Origin of the sequence: Bacillus sp. SG-1, assembly GCF_000181495.1 — a bacterium.
Lineage (GTDB): Bacteria > Bacillota > Bacilli > Bacillales > Bacillaceae_B > Rossellomorea.
The window spans coordinates 1-20,222 of record NZ_ABCF01000019.1 but is presented as its reverse complement, the minus strand read 5'-3'; the positions used below and the strand labels follow the sequence as shown (position 1 = coordinate 20,222).

Annotated in this window: 12 protein-coding genes, 8 tRNA genes and 3 rRNA genes; 2 read left to right on the top strand and 21 right to left on the bottom strand. The window is 44.6% G+C overall.

Translation table 11 applies throughout. The annotated features are described in order from the left end of the window. Positions 1–114: 114 nt before the first annotated feature. The 3 genes from BSG1_RS10430 to BSG1_RS10420 form a co-directional block, all read right to left on the bottom strand. Positions 115–2,028, bottom strand: a complete 1,914-nt coding sequence (locus BSG1_RS10430) for a PTS mannitol transporter subunit IICBA (protein WP_044022726.1) — start codon at positions 2,026–2,028, stop codon at positions 115–117. A gap of 732 nt (positions 2,029–2,760) precedes the next feature. Then, on the bottom strand, positions 2,761–3,969 hold the full coding sequence (locus BSG1_RS10425) for a SpoIIE family protein phosphatase (protein ID WP_006836979.1): 1,209 nt from the start codon (positions 3,967–3,969) through the stop codon (positions 2,761–2,763). Beyond that, positions 3,969–4,814 carry an alpha/beta fold hydrolase gene (locus BSG1_RS10420; RefSeq protein ID WP_006836978.1) on the bottom strand — a complete coding sequence of 282 codons (846 nt, stop codon included), beginning with the start codon at positions 4,812–4,814 and terminating at the stop codon, positions 3,969–3,971. The genes BSG1_RS10425 and BSG1_RS10420 overlap by 1 nt, the downstream gene beginning before the upstream one ends. 204 nt (positions 4,815–5,018) lie before the next feature. Here BSG1_RS10420 and BSG1_RS19835 point away from each other — a divergent pair, with 204 nt between their 5' ends. After that, positions 5,019–5,462, top strand: coding sequence for a GNAT family N-acetyltransferase (locus BSG1_RS19835; protein WP_052302383.1), 444 nt, complete (start codon positions 5,019–5,021; stop codon positions 5,460–5,462). Positions 5,463–5,588: 126 nt separating this feature from the next. Here BSG1_RS19835 and glmS read toward each other — a convergent pair whose 3' ends face one another. From glmS to sigW, 6 genes are all read right to left on the bottom strand, one after another. Next, positions 5,589–7,391, bottom strand: a complete 1,803-nt coding sequence (gene glmS, locus BSG1_RS10410) for a glutamine--fructose-6-phosphate transaminase (isomerizing) (RefSeq protein WP_006836976.1) — start codon at positions 7,389–7,391, stop codon at positions 5,589–5,591. Positions 7,392–8,023: 632 nt separating this feature from the next. Further along, the gene (gene glmM, locus BSG1_RS10405; RefSeq protein ID WP_006836975.1) at positions 8,024–9,370 is read right to left on the bottom strand and encodes a phosphoglucosamine mutase; all 1,347 of its coding nucleotides are present in this window, start codon (positions 9,368–9,370) and stop codon (positions 8,024–8,026) included. Between the two features lie 39 nt (positions 9,371–9,409). Beyond that, the gene (locus tag BSG1_RS10400) at positions 9,410–10,645 is read right to left on the bottom strand and encodes a CdaR family protein (protein ID WP_006836974.1); all 1,236 of its coding nucleotides are present in this window, start codon (positions 10,643–10,645) and stop codon (positions 9,410–9,412) included. Beyond that, on the bottom strand, positions 10,638–11,474 hold the full coding sequence (gene cdaA / locus BSG1_RS10395) for a diadenylate cyclase CdaA (RefSeq protein ID WP_006836973.1): 837 nt from the start codon (positions 11,472–11,474) through the stop codon (positions 10,638–10,640). Before cdaA ends, BSG1_RS10400 begins: the two co-directional genes overlap by 8 nt. A gap of 214 nt (positions 11,475–11,688) precedes the next feature. Further along, positions 11,689–12,333 (bottom strand): anti-sigma factor family protein, encoded by a 645-nt coding sequence (locus BSG1_RS10390; RefSeq protein ID WP_006836972.1) that lies wholly within the window; start codon positions 12,331–12,333, stop codon positions 11,689–11,691. Positions 12,334–12,340: 7 nt separating this feature from the next. Further along, positions 12,341–12,904 (bottom strand): RNA polymerase sigma factor SigW, encoded by a 564-nt coding sequence (sigW, locus tag BSG1_RS10385; RefSeq protein ID WP_006836971.1) that lies wholly within the window; start codon positions 12,902–12,904, stop codon positions 12,341–12,343. Positions 12,905–13,069: 165 nt separating this feature from the next. Here sigW and BSG1_RS10380 point away from each other — a divergent pair, with 165 nt between their 5' ends. Then, positions 13,070–13,228 carry an aspartyl-phosphate phosphatase Spo0E family protein gene (locus BSG1_RS10380; protein WP_006836970.1) on the top strand — a complete coding sequence of 53 codons (159 nt, stop codon included), beginning with the start codon at positions 13,070–13,072 and terminating at the stop codon, positions 13,226–13,228. Positions 13,229–13,261: 33 nt separating this feature from the next. On the opposite strand, the gene rocF is transcribed toward BSG1_RS10380, so the two are convergent. The 12 genes from rocF to BSG1_RS10315 form a co-directional block, all read right to left on the bottom strand. Then, positions 13,262–14,161, bottom strand: coding sequence for an arginase (rocF, locus tag BSG1_RS10375; protein WP_006836969.1), 900 nt, complete (start codon positions 14,159–14,161; stop codon positions 13,262–13,264). 1,082 nt (positions 14,162–15,243) lie between these two features. Further along, positions 15,244–15,316 (bottom strand) — tRNA-Lys (locus BSG1_RS10370). 4 nt (positions 15,317–15,320) lie between these two features. Then, positions 15,321–15,395 (bottom strand) — tRNA-Gln (locus tag BSG1_RS10365). A gap of 64 nt (positions 15,396–15,459) precedes the next feature. Next, positions 15,460–15,543: transfer RNA gene (locus BSG1_RS10360), tRNA-Tyr, on the bottom strand. Between the two features lie 8 nt (positions 15,544–15,551). After that, positions 15,552–15,627 (bottom strand) — tRNA-Thr (locus tag BSG1_RS10355). A gap of 44 nt (positions 15,628–15,671) precedes the next feature. After that, positions 15,672–15,747, bottom strand: a tRNA-Val gene (locus tag BSG1_RS10350). 64 nt (positions 15,748–15,811) lie between these two features. Beyond that, positions 15,812–15,886: transfer RNA gene (locus tag BSG1_RS10345), tRNA-Glu, on the bottom strand. A 17-nt stretch (positions 15,887–15,903) separates the two neighbouring features. Beyond that, positions 15,904–15,977, bottom strand: a tRNA-Thr gene (locus BSG1_RS10340). A gap of 2 nt (positions 15,978–15,979) precedes the next feature. Further along, positions 15,980–16,054 (bottom strand) — tRNA-Asn (locus BSG1_RS10335). 7 nt (positions 16,055–16,061) lie between these two features. Then, a 5S ribosomal RNA gene (rrf, locus tag BSG1_RS10330) occupies positions 16,062–16,178 on the bottom strand. 142 nt (positions 16,179–16,320) lie between these two features. Then, positions 16,321–19,256: ribosomal RNA gene (locus tag BSG1_RS10325) — 23S ribosomal RNA — on the bottom strand. A 295-nt stretch (positions 19,257–19,551) separates the two neighbouring features. Then, a 16S ribosomal RNA gene (locus BSG1_RS10315) occupies positions 19,552–20,222 on the bottom strand; the annotation flags it as partial.

The window sequence follows — 20,222 nt, the reverse complement described above, 5'->3', positions numbered from 1 at the left end:
ACACGGTTCTTCGACTCAGAATCTCTCATACCCAAATCACTCTATGTACAATAGGAAGCGTCTCTATAAAGCAGAACAGAAAGGCAGGTTATACCCGCCTTTCTCATTCCTTGCTTATTTGCTGTTGATAAGGTCCTTCAATTCTTTAGCCGTTTTTGCTTGAACCATTTGATCAACATTTTCCTGTTCAGAACAGATGACCGCTATACCTGATAGGATTTCCAGGTGGGTACCGTCTTTTCCAGCGATTCCGAAAATCAGTTTAGCCTGTTCACCATTGAAGTCGACGCCGTTCGGCACCTGGATGACAGTAAATCCTGATTTCAATACTGCTTTCTTCGCTTCCTCTGTTCCATGAGGAATTGCTACATTATTACCCATATAGGTGGTTGTGATGCCTTCGCGTTCAATCATCGCATCCACATAACTGTCTTTTACATAACCTGCTTTTACCAATGCTTCACCGGCGAATCGGATAGCTTCTTCTTTATTGGCAAATTCCTTGCCGACGAAGATATTCTCTTCCAATAGCAGATCATCGTCTTTATCCATATTAGGTTCTGTATCGACAGCTTCCTGCTCCGATTCTTCCACCAATTCTGCCTGTTCTCCTGTAATGCCATCCTGCAAGCTAGCAATCAACTTATCGTATTCTGGACTTGATAAGAAGTTATCAACAGAAATATGGTAAGCACCAGGCTGTTTATTCTGCGCCCGAGGAGTCAGCTCTTCCTGAGTGATGACTACCTGTGCATCAGCTGGAATGTTGCTGATTGCTGTATTTGTAACAAAAACATCCAATCCGGCTTCCTTCACTTTTTTGCGGAGAAGGGAAGCTCCCATTGCACTGGATCCCATACCGGCATCACAGGCAAAAACGATTTTGTTCACTTCTTGAGGAAGTGTTCCTTGACTCCCGGAAACATGACCGGCTACAGAACTCTTCTTGCCTTTCATTTGTTCCATTTTCTTAGTTGCTTCATTAATATCTTCATCATTAGTCTTGCTTGTTTTCAGTACAACCGCAGAGACTAAAAACGATACTACTGCAGCCACAAGTACAGCCGCGAAGTTCGCCAGATAAACCATGCCATCATTCGGTGTAACAGCCGTGATAGCGATAATGCTTCCCGGAGATGCAGGGGCCTGAAGACCTCCGCCTAATAATGTAAGTGTGAAGACACCGCTCATTCCGCCAAGGATGACAGAAAGGAAAAGCATTGGCTTCATTAACACATACGGGAAGTAAATTTCATGGATACCCCCGAAGAAGTGGATGATACCTGCTCCAGATGCAGACTGCTTGGCAGTACCGCGCCCAAACAGCATGAATGCCAGCAGGACACCAAGACCTGGTCCAGGGTTTGCTTCCAATAGGAACAGAATTGATTTCCCTGTTTCTGATGCTTGATCCAACCCGATAGGTGAAAGAACACCGTGGTTGATCGCGTTGTTCAAGAAAAGAATTTTGGCAGGCTCGATCAGGATACTTGTTAATGGCAATAACCCTGCGGCAATCAGCCAGTCAACACCCGCTACCAGAACTTCTGTAAATGCATCTACAGCAGGACCGATACCAAGGTATGCAAGAACGGCAAGAATACCGCCGAGAATACCGGCAGAGAAGTTGTTCACGAGCATTTCAAACCCGGAGCGTATCTTCCCTTCGATCATTTCATCAAATTTCTTGATGACATATCCGCCTAACGGACCTGCCACCATCGCACCTAAGAACATCGGCGTGTCAGGAGCTCCGACAATGACACCCATTGTCGCAATCGCACCGACGACTCCACCACGCTGATCGTGAATCAGCTTACCTCCTGTGTAACCAATTAAAAGAGGCAGGAGGTACGTAACCATTGGACCGACTAAATTGGAAAGGCTTTCATTTGGAAAGAAGCCAGTTGGAATAAATAGCGCTGTAATCAAACCCCAAGCAATGAACGCACCGATATTGGGCAAGACCATAGAGCTGAGAAAGTTACCAAACTTCTGTACTCTTACTTTTATAGTAGATTGGGACATATAATGTCTTCCTTTCATTAAAGATATTATTTGCAATAATGCCTGATTCCATCATAAGTGTTGGGTGGCAGCGCTTCAATGATATTGAAAACTAACTTTGTCGCGCCTGTCACGACAAACCTATTGTTTCTCTAACATTCATTCTTATTCTCTTAATGAATGCTTTCTAAACAACAGGTTTTCAAATAAAAAGGAATTAAAACGGGAAAGTGCCCGGCAAGATTTGTTTTTCAAAAGTAAGTAAGAAAAACCCCTGGCTATGCGAGGGCACTGAAACCACCCACGCATATTGATGATTCTATTTAACGAAAAAGTGTTGATTTCCGTTCCAGGTGCACGACTCCGCGGGGCGGGCGGTGAGCCTCCTCGGATGCGCCTGTATAAAAGTGGAATCGCCCTGTCCCGCTAATCCCGCAGGAGGTCGTGCACCTTCCACTCCAATCAACGTGGAGAAATAAGAAATACTATCCGCTAATATTCACTTTATACCGAAAGTAAAAAAGGCAGAATCGCTCTTTGTAGTGAACGACTCTGCCTTTTTAATTTTTGTTAGACTTTTTCAGTGGCCTCGGATATACCAGGGGTTACAGAGAGCTTATAACGGTAATTAAAAACCCTCACTTCATAATAAGATAATGTGGTTTCTCAACCGCTTCATTCCATCAAAGAAGGGGGTATACCCTGTGAAGGATCTGAATAGTTTAGCATATATAATATGGACAGGAATAAATTTTATTTTAGATCAATCACAATAAAACACTGGTCATCTTTATAGTGATCATCCTTTTCCTTTTTGAGTGATTCTAAAATCTTGTCTTTGAGTTGAGTTGAAGAAAGAGATGAATGTTCCGATAACAAGGAACATAAATGGTTTGGCTCAAGAGGTTCTGAGACACCATCAGTGTAAAGGAGTACCCTGCCTCCCTTTGTATATGTAATCGTGTTTGTCTTAAAATCAATTCCCTCAAATGTTCCAATTGGAGGGGTGCTTGAATGCAGCTCTTGCTGCTTTCCCTTCGGACCTTGGTAGATAGCCGGTGGATGACCAGCATTGATATATTCGATTATCTGTTTATCAGTATCAATGAAGAGATATATAGCTGTGCAATAGTGCCAGGCATTCTCATTACTGTGGAATAAACGATGTAAATGGTTATCTAACTCTTTCATGACTATATTAGCTGCAGCCCCTGTTGAGATCAACCTTTGGAACAACGATTGAAGGGACATCGTTATGAGTGCAGAAGAAATACCATGACCCATAACATCCAAAACAATTACTCCATATTGATGTTCATTAATTTGATAGATGCCATAAATATCACCAGACAGTTCACTTGATGCCTTGTAGTACGACTCAACGTGAAGATGGTCATTCGAAAGGGCTTCAGTTAGTGATGTCTCTTGTATTTTTTTAGCAAGTTGTAATTCCCTTTGCGTATCTATTCTATACTTTTCATTTTGTTTATTAACTTCTAGAAGCTCCTGTTGTTTAGCCTCTAACGTTTTAAGGGCCCTTTCTAATTCAAAATTAGCTTTATTTTTTTCCTTTAGAGCATCTTCCGCCACTTTTTTGGCTATGAGCAATTGATTTTCGTATTCACTTCTTCTATGGATAGGAACAATTACGCACATGATAACCTGATTTTCTTGATTTTTTTTAAGAGAAGCGTTAATCAGGACAGGCATATCATCTCCACTATAATGCGCTAACGAAAGATACATTTCCTCAACTCGATGTTTTACTGTTACGAGTGGGATGAAATATAGCTGAAAAAAAACACGGGCAGACCCGGAAAGGATTGAATTGATATGCCGGCCAACAAGTTGATCTGAGTTATAGCCAAGTACTTGAAGTAATGTTTGATTTATGGTTAATATTATACCTTCTTTTGAAAGTGTGAGAAATCCACAAGGTGCCTGATTTAATTGTTCATCCATTAGAGAAGCTCACCTGTATCAACTGTAACCGCTTTTATTGAGTTTTCTTCCAGATAATCACGAATTAATTCTATTGTTTCTTCGGGATGACTCATATGTGGGCAGTGCCCTGTGGCATTCATATATTTAATCATACTATAAGGCAGGTGTTCTTTCATGTACTGGCCCACTGCGGTTGGGGCAATTACATCCTCAGAGCATTGCAATATAAGGGAGGGTACGGTAACCCTTGGTAAGTCCTGCCGGTTATCTGCGAAGAAACATGCCTCAGCAAACTGACGAGCGATGATAGGATCGGTAGAACAAAAGCGATCCTCAAGCTCTTTTGCGACTTCCGGTCGGTCTGGATTGTTTGTAATGGTTGTCGAGAAAACATTTGCCCAACCGATGTAATTTTTAGCCATCATATCAATTAAACCTATTAGATCCTCTTTACTGAAACCACCAAAATACTCAGGAGGGTCATTAAGATAACAAGGGGATGGGCCTACCATAATAAGGTGGGAAAAGTACTCAGGCTTGCGTAAAGAAGCCAGCATACCAATCATACTTCCAACGGAATGACCAACAAATATAGCACCCCTTAAATCTAAGGCTGAACAAACATCTAATACATCTTGTGCATAACCAGAAAGTTTACTGTATTTATCTGGATCAAAAGCCTTTACATCTGAATCCCCTAAACCTACATAATCAAATAAAATGACCTGATAATCATTTTCGAATGATTCGGAAACTAATGTCCAAACAGTTTGATCACAGCCAAAACCAGGTGCAAATATCATGGGCTGTTTCCCGTTGCCTTTAACCTTTACATTGTTTCGAGTTAAGATATTCTGGTTCATAGTAAACCTCCTTATGTAATTTATATAAAAATTACTATAATATATTTATGATAACATTTTCGTGATCTTAAAATATAGTTATTTCTGGAAGAAAGCTAAGCTGTAGTAGGGGAATGAACTTAGTCTTTTGGGAATCTCTATTATTCGTTAGAAGGTTAATAACTTTTTCAGCTGTAACTAATATATATAAGGAGAGATTGACTGTTGAATTTTACGTTTAGACCTTTAACGATGGAGTATATTAAAGAAATCGACTCTTGGAATAATGATGGCTTCGTTGAACAAGTCTTGATGACACCCTATTTCGAGTCAGTAAATAAAACTGGCACCTTGGCAGGTCCTGGCGGATGTGAAGGATTTGCAGCATTTGTGGACAATGAGACTGCCGGATTATTTGAGTTCATCATACAAGGCAGCACCATGGAAATAGGATTGGCGCTGAAACCTGATTTAATAGGAAGAGGGTTAGGCGTCCCTTTTGTCAATCAAGGAATAGAATTTGGCATTCAACATTACCAACTCAACTTTAACTATGTAAAATTATCGGTGGACCAGAAAAACAAGGCAGCCATTCGGGTCTATGAAAAAGCAGGTTTTGAAGAGGTTGAAAGGACTGAGAACGAAATTACAATGAGAAGGATTTTGTAAAATAGCTTGAGGCTTGAGAAAGGGTCAATATTGAGGAGTTAACTGCTTAAAAAAAGAGGCATTGCACATATCGTGCAATGCCTCTTTCCTGTTTCAGCTGCAAATTTCGCCAGCTCAACCAGTCAATTATTCAACAGTAACTGATTTCGCCAGGTTACGCGGCTTATCTACGTCACAGTCACGATGAAGCGCTGCGTAGTAAGAAATCAATTGCAATGGTATTACAGAGATAAGAGGTGTTAATAATTCATTCACTTCAGGGATGACGAAACGGTCGTCTTCCTCTTGAAGACCCTTCATGGAGATGATGCAAGGGTTAGCTCCGCGCGCTGCTACTTCTTTCACGTTTCCGCGGATACCAAGGTTAACTGCTTCTTGTGTTGCAAGAGCGATAACCGGTGTACCTTCTTCAATCAGGGCAATTGTTCCGTGCTTCAATTCTCCGCCGGCAAATCCTTCAGCCTGGATGTAAGAGATCTCTTTCAATTTAAGAGCTCCTTCCAAACCTACATAGTAATCAAGGTGGCGGCCGATGAAGAACGCATTGCGTGTAGTTGCCAGGTAGTCACGGGCAATCGTTTCGAATTCTTCTTTTTCGTCAATTAGAGCTTCCATAGCTGTTCCGACAATTCCAAGCTCATGGATCAAATCAAATCCTGGCTTGATTCCACGTGCTTTAGCTGTAACATCAGCAAGGATGGAAAGAACCGCGATTTGAGCTGTGTATGCTTTTGTAGAAGCAACCGCAATTTCTGGACCCGCATGAAGAAGCAATGTGTAGTCTGCTTCACGGGAAAGAGTGGAACCTGGTACATTCGTGATCGTCAGTGCTTTGTGTCCAAACTCTTTCACCTGTACAAGCACAGCACGGCTGTCGGCTGTTTCACCGCTTTGTGAAATGAAGATGAATAATGGTTTTTCAGACAGCAAAGGCATGTTATAGCTGAATTCACTTGCTACATGAACTTCTACAGGAATTTTTGCTATATTCTCAATGAACTGTTTTCCAACCAATCCGGCATGGTAGCTCGTACCTGCTGCAATGATATAGATGCGGTCTGATGAATTCATCGCTGAAATGATATCTTTATCGATGACCAATTCTTGATCATCATTACGGTATGCACCGATGATTTTACGCATAACCGCAGGCTGCTCGTCAATCTCTTTAAGCATGTAGTGCGGATATGTGCCTTTTTCGATGTCACTTGCATCCAGTTCAGCTGTGTATGGCTCACGGGAAACTTCTTTGCCTTCAAGATCCTGGATCGTTACTTTTTCCTTCGTTACGATAACCGTTTCCTTATCCATCAGTTCCACATACTGGTCAGTCACCTGAAGCATTGCCATAGCATCACTTGCAACCACATTGAAGTCATCACCCAGTCCGACAAGCAGCGGGCTCTTGTTCTTCGCAACAAAGATTGTTTCATCATTTTGATTATCTAAAAGCGCAATCGCATAAGATCCTTTAAGAAGTTTAAGCGTTGTACGGAACGCTTCTTCCACTGTGTTTCCTTCGTTCACCAATTTTTCAATCAGCATTACGATGATCTCAGTGTCAGTATCACTTTTCAAAGTGACTCCTTCAAGGTATTCACGCTTTAAAGCAGAGTAATTTTCGATTACTCCGTTATGCACAAGTGTGAAACGCTCTGAAGTTGATTGGTGAGGGTGAGCATTGACTTTGCTTGGAGGACCATGAGTCGCCCAGCGAGTATGCCCAATACCTGTATTGGATAAAACTGTTTCATCTACATTTTCACGAAGATCCGCAATACGGCCTTTTTCCTTAAAAACATGGACACCGTCAGCATTTTTTACGGCGATTCCCGCAGAATCATAACCGCGGTACTCCAGCTTCTCAAGTCCTTTTAATAAAATTTCTTTTGCATCTTTATTTCCGATATATCCTACGATACCACACATAAATTCTTTTCCTCCCTATTATACAAGGGGGCAGGAAGCACGGGGGCCTCTTGCCCCCTTATCTCTGATTATGATTTTGCATTTCCTTTCTTTTGTCCACAGAGTTGCCTCGGTGATTTGAGAAAGAAATTGACGGCTCTGCTTTAAGCCGGGAGGCATCCGCCGAATAATCGATGAACCTCCACCTCGTCAACTAAACTAACTTCGCTCGCAGTTTAGTCCTGGCGCTTTTCAATCTTTATTAACCTCTATCCTCCTAAGTATCTTTGAATGGTTTCCGAATACTCAAAAGAGATTCAAAAACAGGATAATCATACAATACCCCGAATGAATCCGTCAATAAAAATCTTTCAGCACAGTGAAATGAAACATGTATATTTTTGGCTTATTTCGTCCGTATGCAGGGCAAACGGTCTATAAAAGTTTTTCCGTCTTGCGTTCACACGATTACCTCTCAGCAGCTGAAAGGCTCGAACATGACCAAAAAACACATTACTTTTACATTAAGTGCTTACTTAATTTTCCCGAATTACAGGGGATTAAACCCTCTTCGCTGATGAAAAGGCCATATTAAAAAAGTATGCATAAGAGGTCCTGATGGTCCCCCTTATGCATACCCATTTCTTTTTTTCTTATTTTAATCCCATTTCTTCTTGCACAACCTGGGCAATATCGTCTACATATTTTTCACACAGTTCTTCTGTAGGTGCTTCAGCCATCACCCTTACAAGAGGTTCCGTACCTGAAGGACGAACAAGGATTCTTCCATTGCCGTTCATTTCTGCTTCAACCTTCTCGATTATCTCTTTGACCTTGGCATTATCTGTTACGTGATATTTATCCGTCACTTTAATATTAACCAATTTCTGCGGGAATTTTTTCATTTCGCCTGCAAGTTCTGACAATGATTTACCTGTCAATTTCATAATATTAACTAACTGAATACCCGTTAACAAACCATCTCCTGTTGTATTGTAGTCAAGGAAGATGATATGTCCGGACTGCTCTCCGCCCAGTGTGTAATTATTCTTTCTCATCTCTTCAACTACATAACGGTCTCCTACTGCGGTTTGGATGCTCTTAATATCATTTGATTCCATTCCTTTGTGGAATCCAAGGTTGCTCATGACAGTTGAAACAACAGTGGACTGCTTTAAACGTGCCTCAGATTTCAAATGCTTAGCACAGATGAACATAATTTGGTCGCCGTCTACAATTTCACCATTCTCATCAATTGCAATCAAGCGGTCTCCATCACCATCAAATGCAAGGCCGACATCCGCTCCTTTTTCTTTTACAAGCTCAGCCAAGGATTCAGGGTGAGTGGAACCTACACCGTCATTGATGTTTAAGCCGTTAGGGGATGCTCCCATTGTGATAAGATCCGCATCCAAGTCCGCAAATAGGTGCGGTGCGAGTGAAGACGTAGCTCCATGAGCACAATCAAGGGCAATCGTAAGGCCATCGAACTCTTCATCAACCGACTGCTTCAAGTACTGTAGGTACTTCTGTCCACCTTCAAAGTAGTCGCTGACTTGTCCCAGATCGGCACCGATAGGACGAGGAAGTGTATCCTCTACTTGATCAAGAAGATCCTCAATTTCTTTTTCCTGGTCATCGGACAGCTTGAATCCATCTGAACCGAAGAACTTGATCCCGTTATCTCCCACAGGGTTATGCGATGCAGAGATCATGACCCCTGCCTGGGCATCAAGTGCTTTCGTCAAATAGGCTACACCAGGTGTGGAAATGACCCCAAGGCGCATAACTTCCGCTCCGATTGACAGCAAGCCTGCCACAAGGGCACCTTCCAGCATGTGGCCTGAAATTCTAGTATCGCGGCCAATAAGAATTTTGGGGCGGTCTGCATCCTTTGTCAGGACATATCCGCCGAACCTTCCCAATTTAAAAGCTAACTCTGGAGTCAACTCTGTATTAGCAATTCCTCTTACACCATCTGTCCCGAAATACTTTCCCATTGATATCGCTCCTTAAGTGGGCTTAAAGAATAAATATTATTAAGCCGGTATTTTCTCTTGTATTTGGATTGTAACTTTATTTTTCGTCAATTCCCATTCGATGTCTTCAGGACCCTCAGCTTCTATTTCTATTTCATGCTCGCCCGGGGCCAATCCTGTTACATTTGCAAACAGCGAGAATGACTCAGAGTCTACGGCATCGAGCTTTTCCCTAAATCCGGAAACGGTTATATCCACCGCACCTGATACCGGATTGATGAACTCGTATTCCATGTCCTCTTCAGCACCTTCAAGGGTTATGGTATTTCCCATAACTGTTTTCTTCTCTACTTCCTTTAAATCTATCTTTACTTCCACTGACTCAGGTGTCGTCTTGTTGACGCCTTGCGGAAGGTTAAGCGGTACTTCTATAGTTATATCTTTCTTAACATCGCTTAAGTCCAAGTCCGCTGTCAACTCATTGATTGACCGAAGAAGGGCCTCTCTGCCAAAGACCGTCACTTTTTTCGGATTGATGGTCATTGATTCCAGTTCATATCCTTCAGGAAGTTCACCTGTCTGATTTACAGTCACCGAAACTTCCTTACTTGGGTTGATTACCTCGATTGTAACCTCTACGGTCTCCGGATCAATCGCGACATCCAACTTATTGTAATCCCTGTCGAGCACCTGGACTCTTGCTTCTCTCGTAACGGTCCTGTCGATGCCGCTGTTGACATCAGGAGTGGCGACGACATAAGCGATCTGGCCTATGACATCCTTTGCTCCTGTAATTTCGACTTTTCTGGGCTCGGCTGTGATAAGCTCCGTCTGGAATCCTTCCGCAAGCAGAGCTTCATTGAATTCAGGCTCCACCGCGAATTCTTCGGTCACTTTTTCCTGGATGGAGACGTTCGCAAAGGAAGGATTCAGCTTTACTTGCAGCTTGTCAGAAATCCCATCAATCTTCAACTGTACCTGGTGGTCACCGATACCGAGATCATTAAGATCCGCATAGACGTGAAAGTCCCTTAAAGTCTTCGCAGATGTCACAAGATTTTTTGGGCCTTCCACCTCAATGTTTACGGTTTCAGGTACTCCGCTTACAAATAGATTCTCCCGGTCATAAAAAATTTCGACGGGAACGTTCTGGATAGTTTCTATGTTTTCCTGTGGATTGCTGCTTTCACTTCTTTGCACAGCAATCTCGTCAAAATTCACAGAAGCATAGAGTACAAAGGCTAAAAGCAAACCAACTATACGCATAAACCAGCGGTTCTCAATAAATTTATCCATTGTCTCTCTTCCCCCTCCAGCTCCATTTTGTAGAGGAAGCATTTGCTTTTTCGCCAATCAGCTCATGTTCGAGGATCAGTTTTAAGTCATCCACCGAAACATTACGCTTCAAATCACCATTCATAGTAACAGAAATACTTCCGGTTTCTTCTGAGACGATAATCGTTATACTGTCAGTCACTTCACTGATTCCCAAAGCAGCCCTGTGCCTTGTTCCTAATTCTTTTGAAATGAAAGGACTTTCCGACAGCGGCAGATAACAGGCCGCGGCTGCAATACGCTGCTTCTGTAGAATAACCGCTCCATCGTGAAGCGGCGTATTAGGAATGAAAATATTAATCAGCAGCTCTGAAGAAATCTTCGAATGAATCGGTATCCCGGTTTCTATGTATTCGCTCAGGCCCGTTTCCCTTTCAATGGAGAGTAGTGCCCCGATCCTTCTCTTAGCCATATAACTGACAGCCTTGCCAATCGCTTCAATCATATTGCCCTGCTCTTCTTCCTCCTGATTGCCGCTTCTTGAAAACAGCCTTCCTCTTCCCAACTGTTCAAGCGCTCTTCGGAGTTCAGGCTGGAAGATGATGATGATCGCCAAAATCCCCCAGTCAATCGCCTGGTCGACCAACGACCTTAAAGTATCGAGACCGAGCAGCCCGCTCAACCCTCTGACGATAATGATGACAAAAATACCTTTCAAAAGCTGAACGGCTTTTGTCCCTTTAATTAGCATTATTAATTTGTAGATGACAAACCATACCAGGAGTATGTCAACAATATCTGAGGCATAATCCAGTACGGAATAGTTCGAGTAAACATCAATAAACGGCATATAGTATCCTCCAATAGAAGTAATCTAAAGGGATAGCCGTGAAAATGGCTATGTAATTAGTAACTTCCTTATTATATCACAAAGAGCCTTGGCACACTGAATAATAAGAAGAACTGAATATATCAAAGAAGACACTATTCTTGCAGTCGTTCAGCAATAGTGTCTAAAGGGAAGGACTGTTCCAACCTGTAGCTGGAACAGTCACCTTCCAATATTATATACCCTCTGGCTGTTCTTCAAACCAGCTTATCGTCTCTTTGAATCCCTTTTTAATCTGATACCAAAGCCATTCAAATGCCGCATCGATTTCCTTGATTTCCCCGGTCACACTTCCGGCGGAAGCCAGATACTGATTGCCGTTAATGACCGTAATATCTCCATTTACCGTTCCTTCTACCTTAACATCACCGTTTTTTACCGTGATATTTCCATCGATCACTTTCCCTTCAGGAATAATTACAGTATGACCTTGGACAACCAGGTCAGGCTGTTTGGTAAAGGAAAATTCATCACTTTCATTCCAGGAGGAAAACAGGCTGCCCATCATCAAGACGATAAACAAAGAAGCTGCCGTCATGAGAGGATGGTGCCGCAGCCATCTCTGAACTCCCACTTTCTTCTTTTCCCTCGGCAGGTTCGCCATGACTTTGCTTGTGAAATCCTCTGGTGCCTGTATATGTGATGTGCTTTGCACAAGTGCAATTGATTTTTTCATTTCATGGAAAAATTGCTGACATTCTTCACACCTTTGAAGATGTTCTTTCAGCTTACTTTCGTGATCTTGAGATATTTCCTCATCCAAGTATTCGTGGATATATTCTTCATACTCTTTAGAACAACAAGATTTCAAAGGCTTCACACCCTTCCTACATGTTTCTTAATTGTTTTCTGAGAGCTTCCCGCCCTCTATGTATTCTCGTTTTCACCGTGCCTAGGGGTAGATCAAGAATTTCACTGATTTCCTGAAGCGATAATTCCTCTATATATTTCAGGACAATGACTGATCTGTATTTATCCGGAAGCTTCAGGATCTGCCTTTGGATTTCTGCTTGAAGTTCCATTTCTTCTACTTCTTCTTCCGGCAGCTGCCCCTCTGCGGCTACATGAGAATACATCGTTAAACCTTCTGTTCCCTTTACTTCGGCATCAAGATAATAATCGGGCTTCTTTTTTCTGATTCTGTCGATGCAAAGATTCGTTGCAATCCGGTAGAGCCATGTGGAGAACTTCCTCTTTTGATTAAACGTGTGTATGTTGACATAGGCCCTTATAAAAGCCTCCTGTGCTACATCCTCCGCTTCATGACGGTTCCCTAACATACGAAAACAAATCTGGAAGACTTTATCTTTATAAAGTTCTATTACCTCAGCAAATGCATCCTGGTCACCTTTCAGCACCTGCTTTATTCTTTTATTGACTAGCGCATCCATTTTATACCTCCGCTCTATGCGGCTATACATATATACGAACGTATAGCAAAAAGGTTTCAATTTTTTTCATCTATTCTATCCTAACAAATTTTAACAAGAAATGTTTATATTTTTTAAATTTGGGGTATAACGGAACTAAATAATGGCGGAAACGAGGTAATTAGTGTGGGGAGAACTGAATTACTGGAACAAATAGAAGAGCACAGAAACCAAATGGTAGAGTTGGCACTTCAGTCATCATTTGCGAATGAAAAGGTCGTTGAAATCAGTTCTAAGCTTGATCACTTGCTCAATACGTTTCACCAAAGAACGCAGAAACAATAAAAGCAGCTTCCCCCTGAGAAGCTGCTTTTATTATTATAGTAATTTTTCGCCAAAAAGAGATCCCATAAGAGCAACTGCAACGGATGCTGTTCTGTTTTTATCATCTAAAATCGGGTTAACTTCTACAAATTCAGCAGATGTAATGAGATGGGATTCCGCCAGCATCTCCATCGCCAAGTGGCTTTCACGGTAGCTGATCCCGCCTAATACAGGTGTACCAACGCCTGGTGCATCAGCTGGATCCAAGCCATCAAGGTCAAGAGACAGATGAACTCCATCCGTTTTATCCTTCAGATAGTTAATGGCTTCTTCCATCACTTTCGTCATACCCATACGATCCACTTCATGCATTGTAAATACTTTGATACCGCGCTCTTTGATTAATTCTCTTTCACCCTCATCCAGAGAGCGTGCCCCGATGATTACAATGTTCTCAGGCTTCACCTTAGGAGAATAACCACCGATGCTGGTCAGGCTCTCATCGCCTATGCCTAAGCTTACCGCCAAAGGCATGCCATGTATGTTCCCTGATGGGGAAGTTTCACTTGTATTCAAATCACCATGGGCATCATACCAGATGACCCCCAGATTCTCATAATGCTTTGAAACCCCTGCAAGCGTACCAATTGCAATGCTGTGATCACCGCCCAATACCAGCGGGAAGTCATCACCTTTAATAACCTCATCCACTTTATCAGCCAGCTTATGATTTCCTTCTGCAACCGCTCTCAAATTTCTCAAATGTGAATTAGATGTGTGAACTCTTTCAGGCTGGGCTATTTCAATATTACCCAGGTCATTTATCGTATGGCCAAGGTTTTCTAATCTTTCTGCCACCCCTGCATAGCGGATAGCACTCGGTCCCATATCTACCCCACGGCGCATTTGTCCCAAATCCATCGGTACGCCAATTATCGATATATTCTTTTTCATACTAGTTCCTCCTCAACCCATTCTACCTCCATTGTATCGAACAAAACCTAAATGACTCAACTGGACAAAGTGGTGTATATATATTCAAAAGCGGAAGCGGGCGTATAGCGCCGTACGAATTTGAGCACTGCCGTATTGAGATAAAGGAAACACAACGAGCGAAGGGAGTTGATGTTGACTTATCGCAGAGGAGGCAGGGACAAATACGCTAGGCGCTGCCCGCTGAAGCTGGACGGATCAAAAGCGGAGGGGACTGTTCAGAGGCGTACAAAATGAACAGGCCTCGCATGAGATAAAGGAAACACGAAGAGCAAAGCGATTCGATGTTCATTTCCCTGAAAAAAGGGAATAGGCTTCTTGACTCAAGGATATTTGATAATAGAAAAAGTCCAGGAGCGACTTTTTCTTGGAACTACATTTAACGATGGAAGGAAATGAACCTGTTGACTTATCGCAAGGAGGGGACTGGCATTTTGCTAGCCTCTAGGCCCTGGAGCTGGACGGATCAAAAGCGGAAGCGGGCGTTTAGCGCCGTACGGACTTTGACTCTGCTGCAGAGCCAAATTACTTATACACGCTGCCATTCGAGTGCAGTTTTGAATAAGGTATGGCATGGTCCAGGCTAGACATACCAATTTTAAAACTGGTTTAGGTGGGGGAAGGGCATGTCTCCTTGCTATTCGTACCCCTTGAGACCTAATCTAGGTGAGGTGAGAGCACGTTTCCTTGCTTTTCGTATCCCTTTAGACCTGATTTAGTCGAGCTAAGGGCACGTTTCTTTCCTATTCGTACACCTTGAGACCTGGTTTAGTTGAAGTAGGGGCACATTTCTTTCCTATTCGTATCCCTTGGGACCTGATTTAGTCGAGGTAGGGGCACGTTTCCTTACTTTTCGTACCCCTTGAGGGATCGCATTATTGGTGTAAGGTTACATATGTTATAAATCCAGTGGTCATCTACTATTGTTTCTTCATTAATTACTATGCAATGTATACTTTTAATGTTGTAAAAGGGTACAAAGACAACAATAATCAAACACAAAAAAGCTCCCAGATAAAAACCTGGAAGCTTTTCTTCTTTGATGAGCCATGAAGGATTCGAACCTTCGACCCTCTGATTAAAAGTCAGATGCTCTACCAACTGAGCTAATGGCTCTAAATGGCTGGGCTAGCTGGATTCGAACCAACGCATGTCGCAGTCAAAGTGCGATGCCTTACCGCTTGGCTATAGCCCAAAGTCAGTGAAAATAAAAAGGACATTCATTAACATGTCCATTTCCTACTGTTATTATTCAAAAATGGTGGAGGGGGGCAGATTCGAACTGCCGAACCCGAAGGAGCGGATTTACAGTCCGCCGCGTTTAGCCACTTCGCTACCCCTCCAAGTAAAATGGTGCCGGCAAGAGGACTTGAACCCCCAACCTACTGATTACAAGTCAGTTGCTCTACCAGTTGAGCTACACCGGCATTTTATTGGAACGTGAATATTTTATTAAATTGTTACAAAAAAATGGTGGAGGATGACGGGATCGAACCGCCGACCCTCTGCTTGTAAGGCAGATGCTCTCCCAGCTGAGCTAATCCTCCAAATGTGTTTCAATATCACTTTTAATGATGCTTCTTTTACTCCGCTTCGCTTCGTAAAAAAGCTTGGTGACCCCTACGGGATTCGAACCCGTGTTACCGCCGTGAAAGGGCGGTGTCTTAACCGCTTGACCAAGGGGCCATTCTTATAAACTAGTAAGCTTCCAACCGGGCTCGAACCGGTGACCTCTTCCTTACCATGGAAGTGCTCTACCTGACTGAGCTATGGAAGCAATGGCTCCGCAGGCAGGATTCGAACCTGCGACCGATCGGTTAACAGCCGATAGCTCTACCACTGAGCTACTGCGGAACGTAAAGCCTGGCGACGTCCTACTCTCACAGGGGGAGATCCCCCAACTACCATCGGCGCTGAAGAGCTTAACTTCCGTGTTCGGCATGGGAACGGGTGTGACCTCTTCGCCTTAATCACCAGACAATTATTGCTTTTATCTTGAAAGGACAGATTTTATTATAACAACTTTTCATAAAAAATCAAGTGTTATTTTAAAAAATTGTTCTCTCAAAACTAGATAAAGTTATGAAGAAAAGAAAGTATTCCGAGTTTCGCTAAAAATTGTGGTTAAGTCCTCGATCGATTAGTATCTGTCAGCTGCACGTGTCGCCACGCTTCCACCTCAGACCTATCTACCTGATCATCTTTCAGGGATCTTACTCACATAAAGTGATGGGAAATCTCATCTCGAGGGGGGCTTCATGCTTAGATGCTTTCAGCACTTATCCCTTCCGCACATAGCTACCCAGCGATGCCTTTGGCAAGACAACTGGTACACCAGCGGTGCGTCCATCCCGGTCCTCTCGTACTAAGGACAGCTCCTCTCAAATTTCCTGCGCCCACGACGGATAGGGACCGAACTGTCTCACGACGTTCTGAACCCAGCTCGCGTACCGCTTTAATGGGCGAACAGCCCAACCCTTGGGACCGACTACAGCCCCAGGATGCGATGAGCCGACATCGAGGTGCCAAACCTCCCCGTCGATGTGGACTCTTGGGGGAGATAAGCCTGTTATCCCCGGGGTAGCTTTTATCCGTTGAGCGATGGCCCTTCCATGCGGAACCACCGGATCACTAAGCCCGACTTTCGTCCCTGCTCGACTTGTAGGTCTCGCAGTCAAGCTCCCTTGTGCCTTTACACTCTGCGAATGATTTCCAACCATTCTGAGGGAACCTTTGGGCGCCTCCGTTACTCTTTAGGAGGCGACCGCCCCAGTCAAACTGCCCACCTGACACTGTCTCCCACCCCGATAAGGGGCGCGGGTTAGAAGTTCAACACAGCCAGGGTAGTATCCCACCGACGCCTCCACCGAAGCTGGCGCTCCGGTTTCTTAGGCTCCTACCTATCCTGTACAAGCTGTGCCAAAATTCAATATCAGGCTACAGTAAAGCTCCACGGGGTCTTTCCGTCCTGTCGCGGGTAACCTGCATCTTCACAGGTACTATAATTTCACCGAGTCTCTCGTTGAGACAGTGCCCAGATCGTTGCGCCTTTCGTGCGGGTCGGAACTTACCCGACAAGGAATTTCGCTACCTTAGGACCGTTATAGTTACGGCCGCCGTTTACTGGGGCTTCGGTTCGCACCTTCGCTTGCGCTAAGCACTCCCCTTAACCTTCCAGCACCGGGCAGGCGTCAGCCCCTATACTTCGCCTTACGGCTTCGCAGAGACCTGTGTTTTTGCTAAACAGTCGCCTGGGCCTATTCACTGCGGCTCTCTCGGGCTTGCACCCTACCAGAGCACCCCTTCTCCCGAAGTTACGGGGTCATTTTGCCGAGTTCCTTAACGAGAGTTCTCTCGCTCACCTTAGGATTCTCTCCTCGCCTACCTGTGTCGGTTTGCGGTACGGGCACCTTTTTCCTCGCTAGAGGCTTTTCTTGGCAGTGTGGAATCAGGAACTTCGGTACTATATTTCCCTCGCTATCACAGCTCAGCCTTCACGGTGACGGGATTTGCCTCATCACCAGCCTAACTGCTTAGACGCGCATATCCAACAGCGCGCTTACCCTATCCTCCTGCGTCCCCCCATCACTCAAACGGAAAAGAGGTGGTACAGGAATATCAACCTGTTATCCATCGCCTACGCCTTTCGGCCTCGGCTTAGGTCCCGACTAACCCTGAGCGGACGAGCCTTCCTCAGGAAACCTTAGGCATTCGGTGGACAGGATTCTCACCTGTCTTTCGCTACTCATACCGGCATTCTCACTTCTAAGCGCTCCACCAGTCCTTACGGTCCAGCTTCACAGCCCTTAGAACGCTCTCCTACCACTGACACCAAACGGTGTCAATCCACAGCTTCGGTGATACGTTTAGCCCCGGTACATTTTCGGCGCAGAGTCACTCGACCAGTGAGCTATTACGCACTCTTTAAATGGTGGCTGCTTCTAAGCCAACATCCTGGTTGTCTAAGCAACTCCACATCCTTTTCCACTTAACGTATACTTTGGGACCTTAGCTGGTGGTCTGGGCTGTTTCCCTTTCGACTACGGATCTTATCACTCGCAGTCTGACTCCCATGGATAAGTCTTTGGCATTCGGAGTTTGTCTGAATTCGGTAACCCGATGAGGGCCCCTAGTCCAAACAGTGCTCTACCTCCAAGACTCTTACTACATGAGGCTAGCCCTAAAGCTATTTCGGAGAGAACCAGCTATCTCCAAGTTCGATTGGAATTTCTCCGCTACCCACACCTCATCCCCGCACTTTTCAACGTGCGTGGGTTCGGGCCTCCATTCAGTGTTACCTGAACTTCACCCTGGACATGGGTAGATCACCTGGTTTCGGGTCTACGACCACATACTCATTCGCCCTATTCAGACTCGCTTTCGCTGCGGCTCCGTCTTTCCGACTTAACCTTGCATGGGATCGTAACTCGCCGGTTCATTCTACAAAAGGCACGCCATCACCCGTTAACGGGCTCTGACTACTTGTAGGCACACGGTTTCAGGTTCTATTTCACTCCCCTTCCGGGGTGCTTTTCACCTTTCCCTCACGGTACTGGTTCACTATCGGTCACTAGGGAGTATTTAGCCTTGGGAGATGGTCCTCCCAGCTTCCGACGGGATTTCTCGTGTCCCGCCGTACTCAGGATCCACTCAAGAGGGAACGAAGTTTCGACTACAGGGTTATTACCTTCTGTGACGAGCCTTTCCAGACTTCTTCGTCTACTTCGTTCCTTTGTAACTCCGTATAGAGTGTCCTACAACCCCAAGAGGCAAGCCTCTTGGTTTGGGCTAATCCCGTTTCGCTCGCCGCTACTCAGGGAATCGCGTTTGCTTTCTCTTCCTCCGGGTACTTAGATGTTTCAGTTCCCCGGGTCTGCCTTCCATACTCTATGTATTCAAGTATGGATACTGCACCATTACGTGCAGCGGGTTCCCCCATTCGGAAATCTCCGGATCAAAGCTTACTTACAGCTCCCCGAAGCATATCGGTGTTAGTCCCGTCCTTCATCGGCTCCTAGTGCCAAGGCATCCACCGTGCGCCCTTTCTAACTTAACCGTCGTCGAATGATAAGCTTCGAATTGCTGCGTTGCCTTTGTTTCTTCCACTGCTCATGTACGTTAAAGTACACTCCGCTGCTCAGAAACTCGGCGCCTTGCACTCCTCGCTTCTCATCCGCCTTAGTTTTTTGAAAAAATATCTCATAAGAGATATCCTAAAATGGCGAATTCTCGGTTCTTTCTTGACTTTCTTCATATATCTTTATCTAGTTTTCAAAGAACAATGTTTTGATGGTTGAACCATCAAAACTGAACAAAACAAGATCAAATCGTCACGTCTCATATATCCTTAGAAAGGAGGTGATCCAGCCGCACCTTCCGATACGGCTACCTTGTTACGACTTCACCCCAATCATCTGTCCCACCTTAGGCGGCTGGCTCCAAAAGGTTACCTCACCGACTTCGGGTGTTACAAACTCTCGTGGTGTGACGGGCGGTGTGTACAAGGCCCGGGAACGTATTCACCGCGGCATGCTGATCCGCGATTACTAGCGATTCCAGCTTCATGCAGGCGAGTTGCAGCCTGCAATCCGAACTGAGAACGGTTTTATGGGATTTGCTAAACCTCGCGGTCTTGCTGCCCTTTGTACCGTCCATTGTAGCACGTGTGTAGCCCAGGTCATAAGGGGCATGATGATTTGACGTCATCCCCACCTTCCTCCGGTTTGTCACCGGCAGTCATCTTAGAGTGCCCAACTGAATGCTGGCAACTAAGATCAAGGGTTGCGCTCGTTGCGGGACTTAACCCAACATCTCACGACACGAGCTGACGACAACCATGCACCACCTGTCACTCTGTCCCCCGAAGGGGAAAGCCCTATCTCTAGGGTTGTCAGAGGATGTCAAGACCTGGTAAGGTTCTTCGCGTTGCTTCGAATTAAACCACATGCTCCACCGCTTGTGCGGGCCCCCGTCAATTCCTTTGAGTTTCAGTCTTGCGACCGTACTCCCCAGGCGGAGTGCT

What these genes read in the sequence shown, in the direction of transcription:
- cdaA (WP_006836973.1), bottom strand. Translation starts at nt 11,474, where the DNA reads ATGCCGTTTATTGATGTTTACTCGAACTATTCCGTACTGGATTATGCC.
- glmM (WP_006836975.1), bottom strand. Translation starts at nt 9,370, where the DNA reads ATGGGAAAGTATTTCGGGACAGATGGTGTAAGAGGAATTGCTAATACA.
- BSG1_RS10420 (WP_006836978.1), bottom strand. Translation starts at nt 4,814, where the DNA reads ATGAACCAGAATATCTTAACTCGAAACAATGTAAAGGTTAAAGGCAAC.
- rocF (WP_006836969.1), bottom strand. Translation starts at nt 14,161, where the DNA reads ATGAAAAAGAATATATCGATAATTGGCGTACCGATGGATTTGGGACAA.
- glmS (WP_006836976.1), bottom strand. Translation starts at nt 7,391, where the DNA reads ATGTGTGGTATCGTAGGATATATCGGAAATAAAGATGCAAAAGAAATT.
- BSG1_RS10425 (WP_006836979.1), bottom strand. Translation starts at nt 3,969, where the DNA reads ATGGATGAACAATTAAATCAGGCACCTTGTGGATTTCTCACACTTTCA.
- BSG1_RS10400 (WP_006836974.1), bottom strand. Translation starts at nt 10,645, where the DNA reads ATGGATAAATTTATTGAGAACCGCTGGTTTATGCGTATAGTTGGTTTG.
- BSG1_RS10430 (WP_044022726.1), bottom strand. Translation starts at nt 2,028, where the DNA reads ATGTCCCAATCTACTATAAAAGTAAGAGTACAGAAGTTTGGTAACTTT.
- sigW (WP_006836971.1), bottom strand. Translation starts at nt 12,904, where the DNA reads ATGGATGCGCTAGTCAATAAAAGAATAAAGCAGGTGCTGAAAGGTGAC.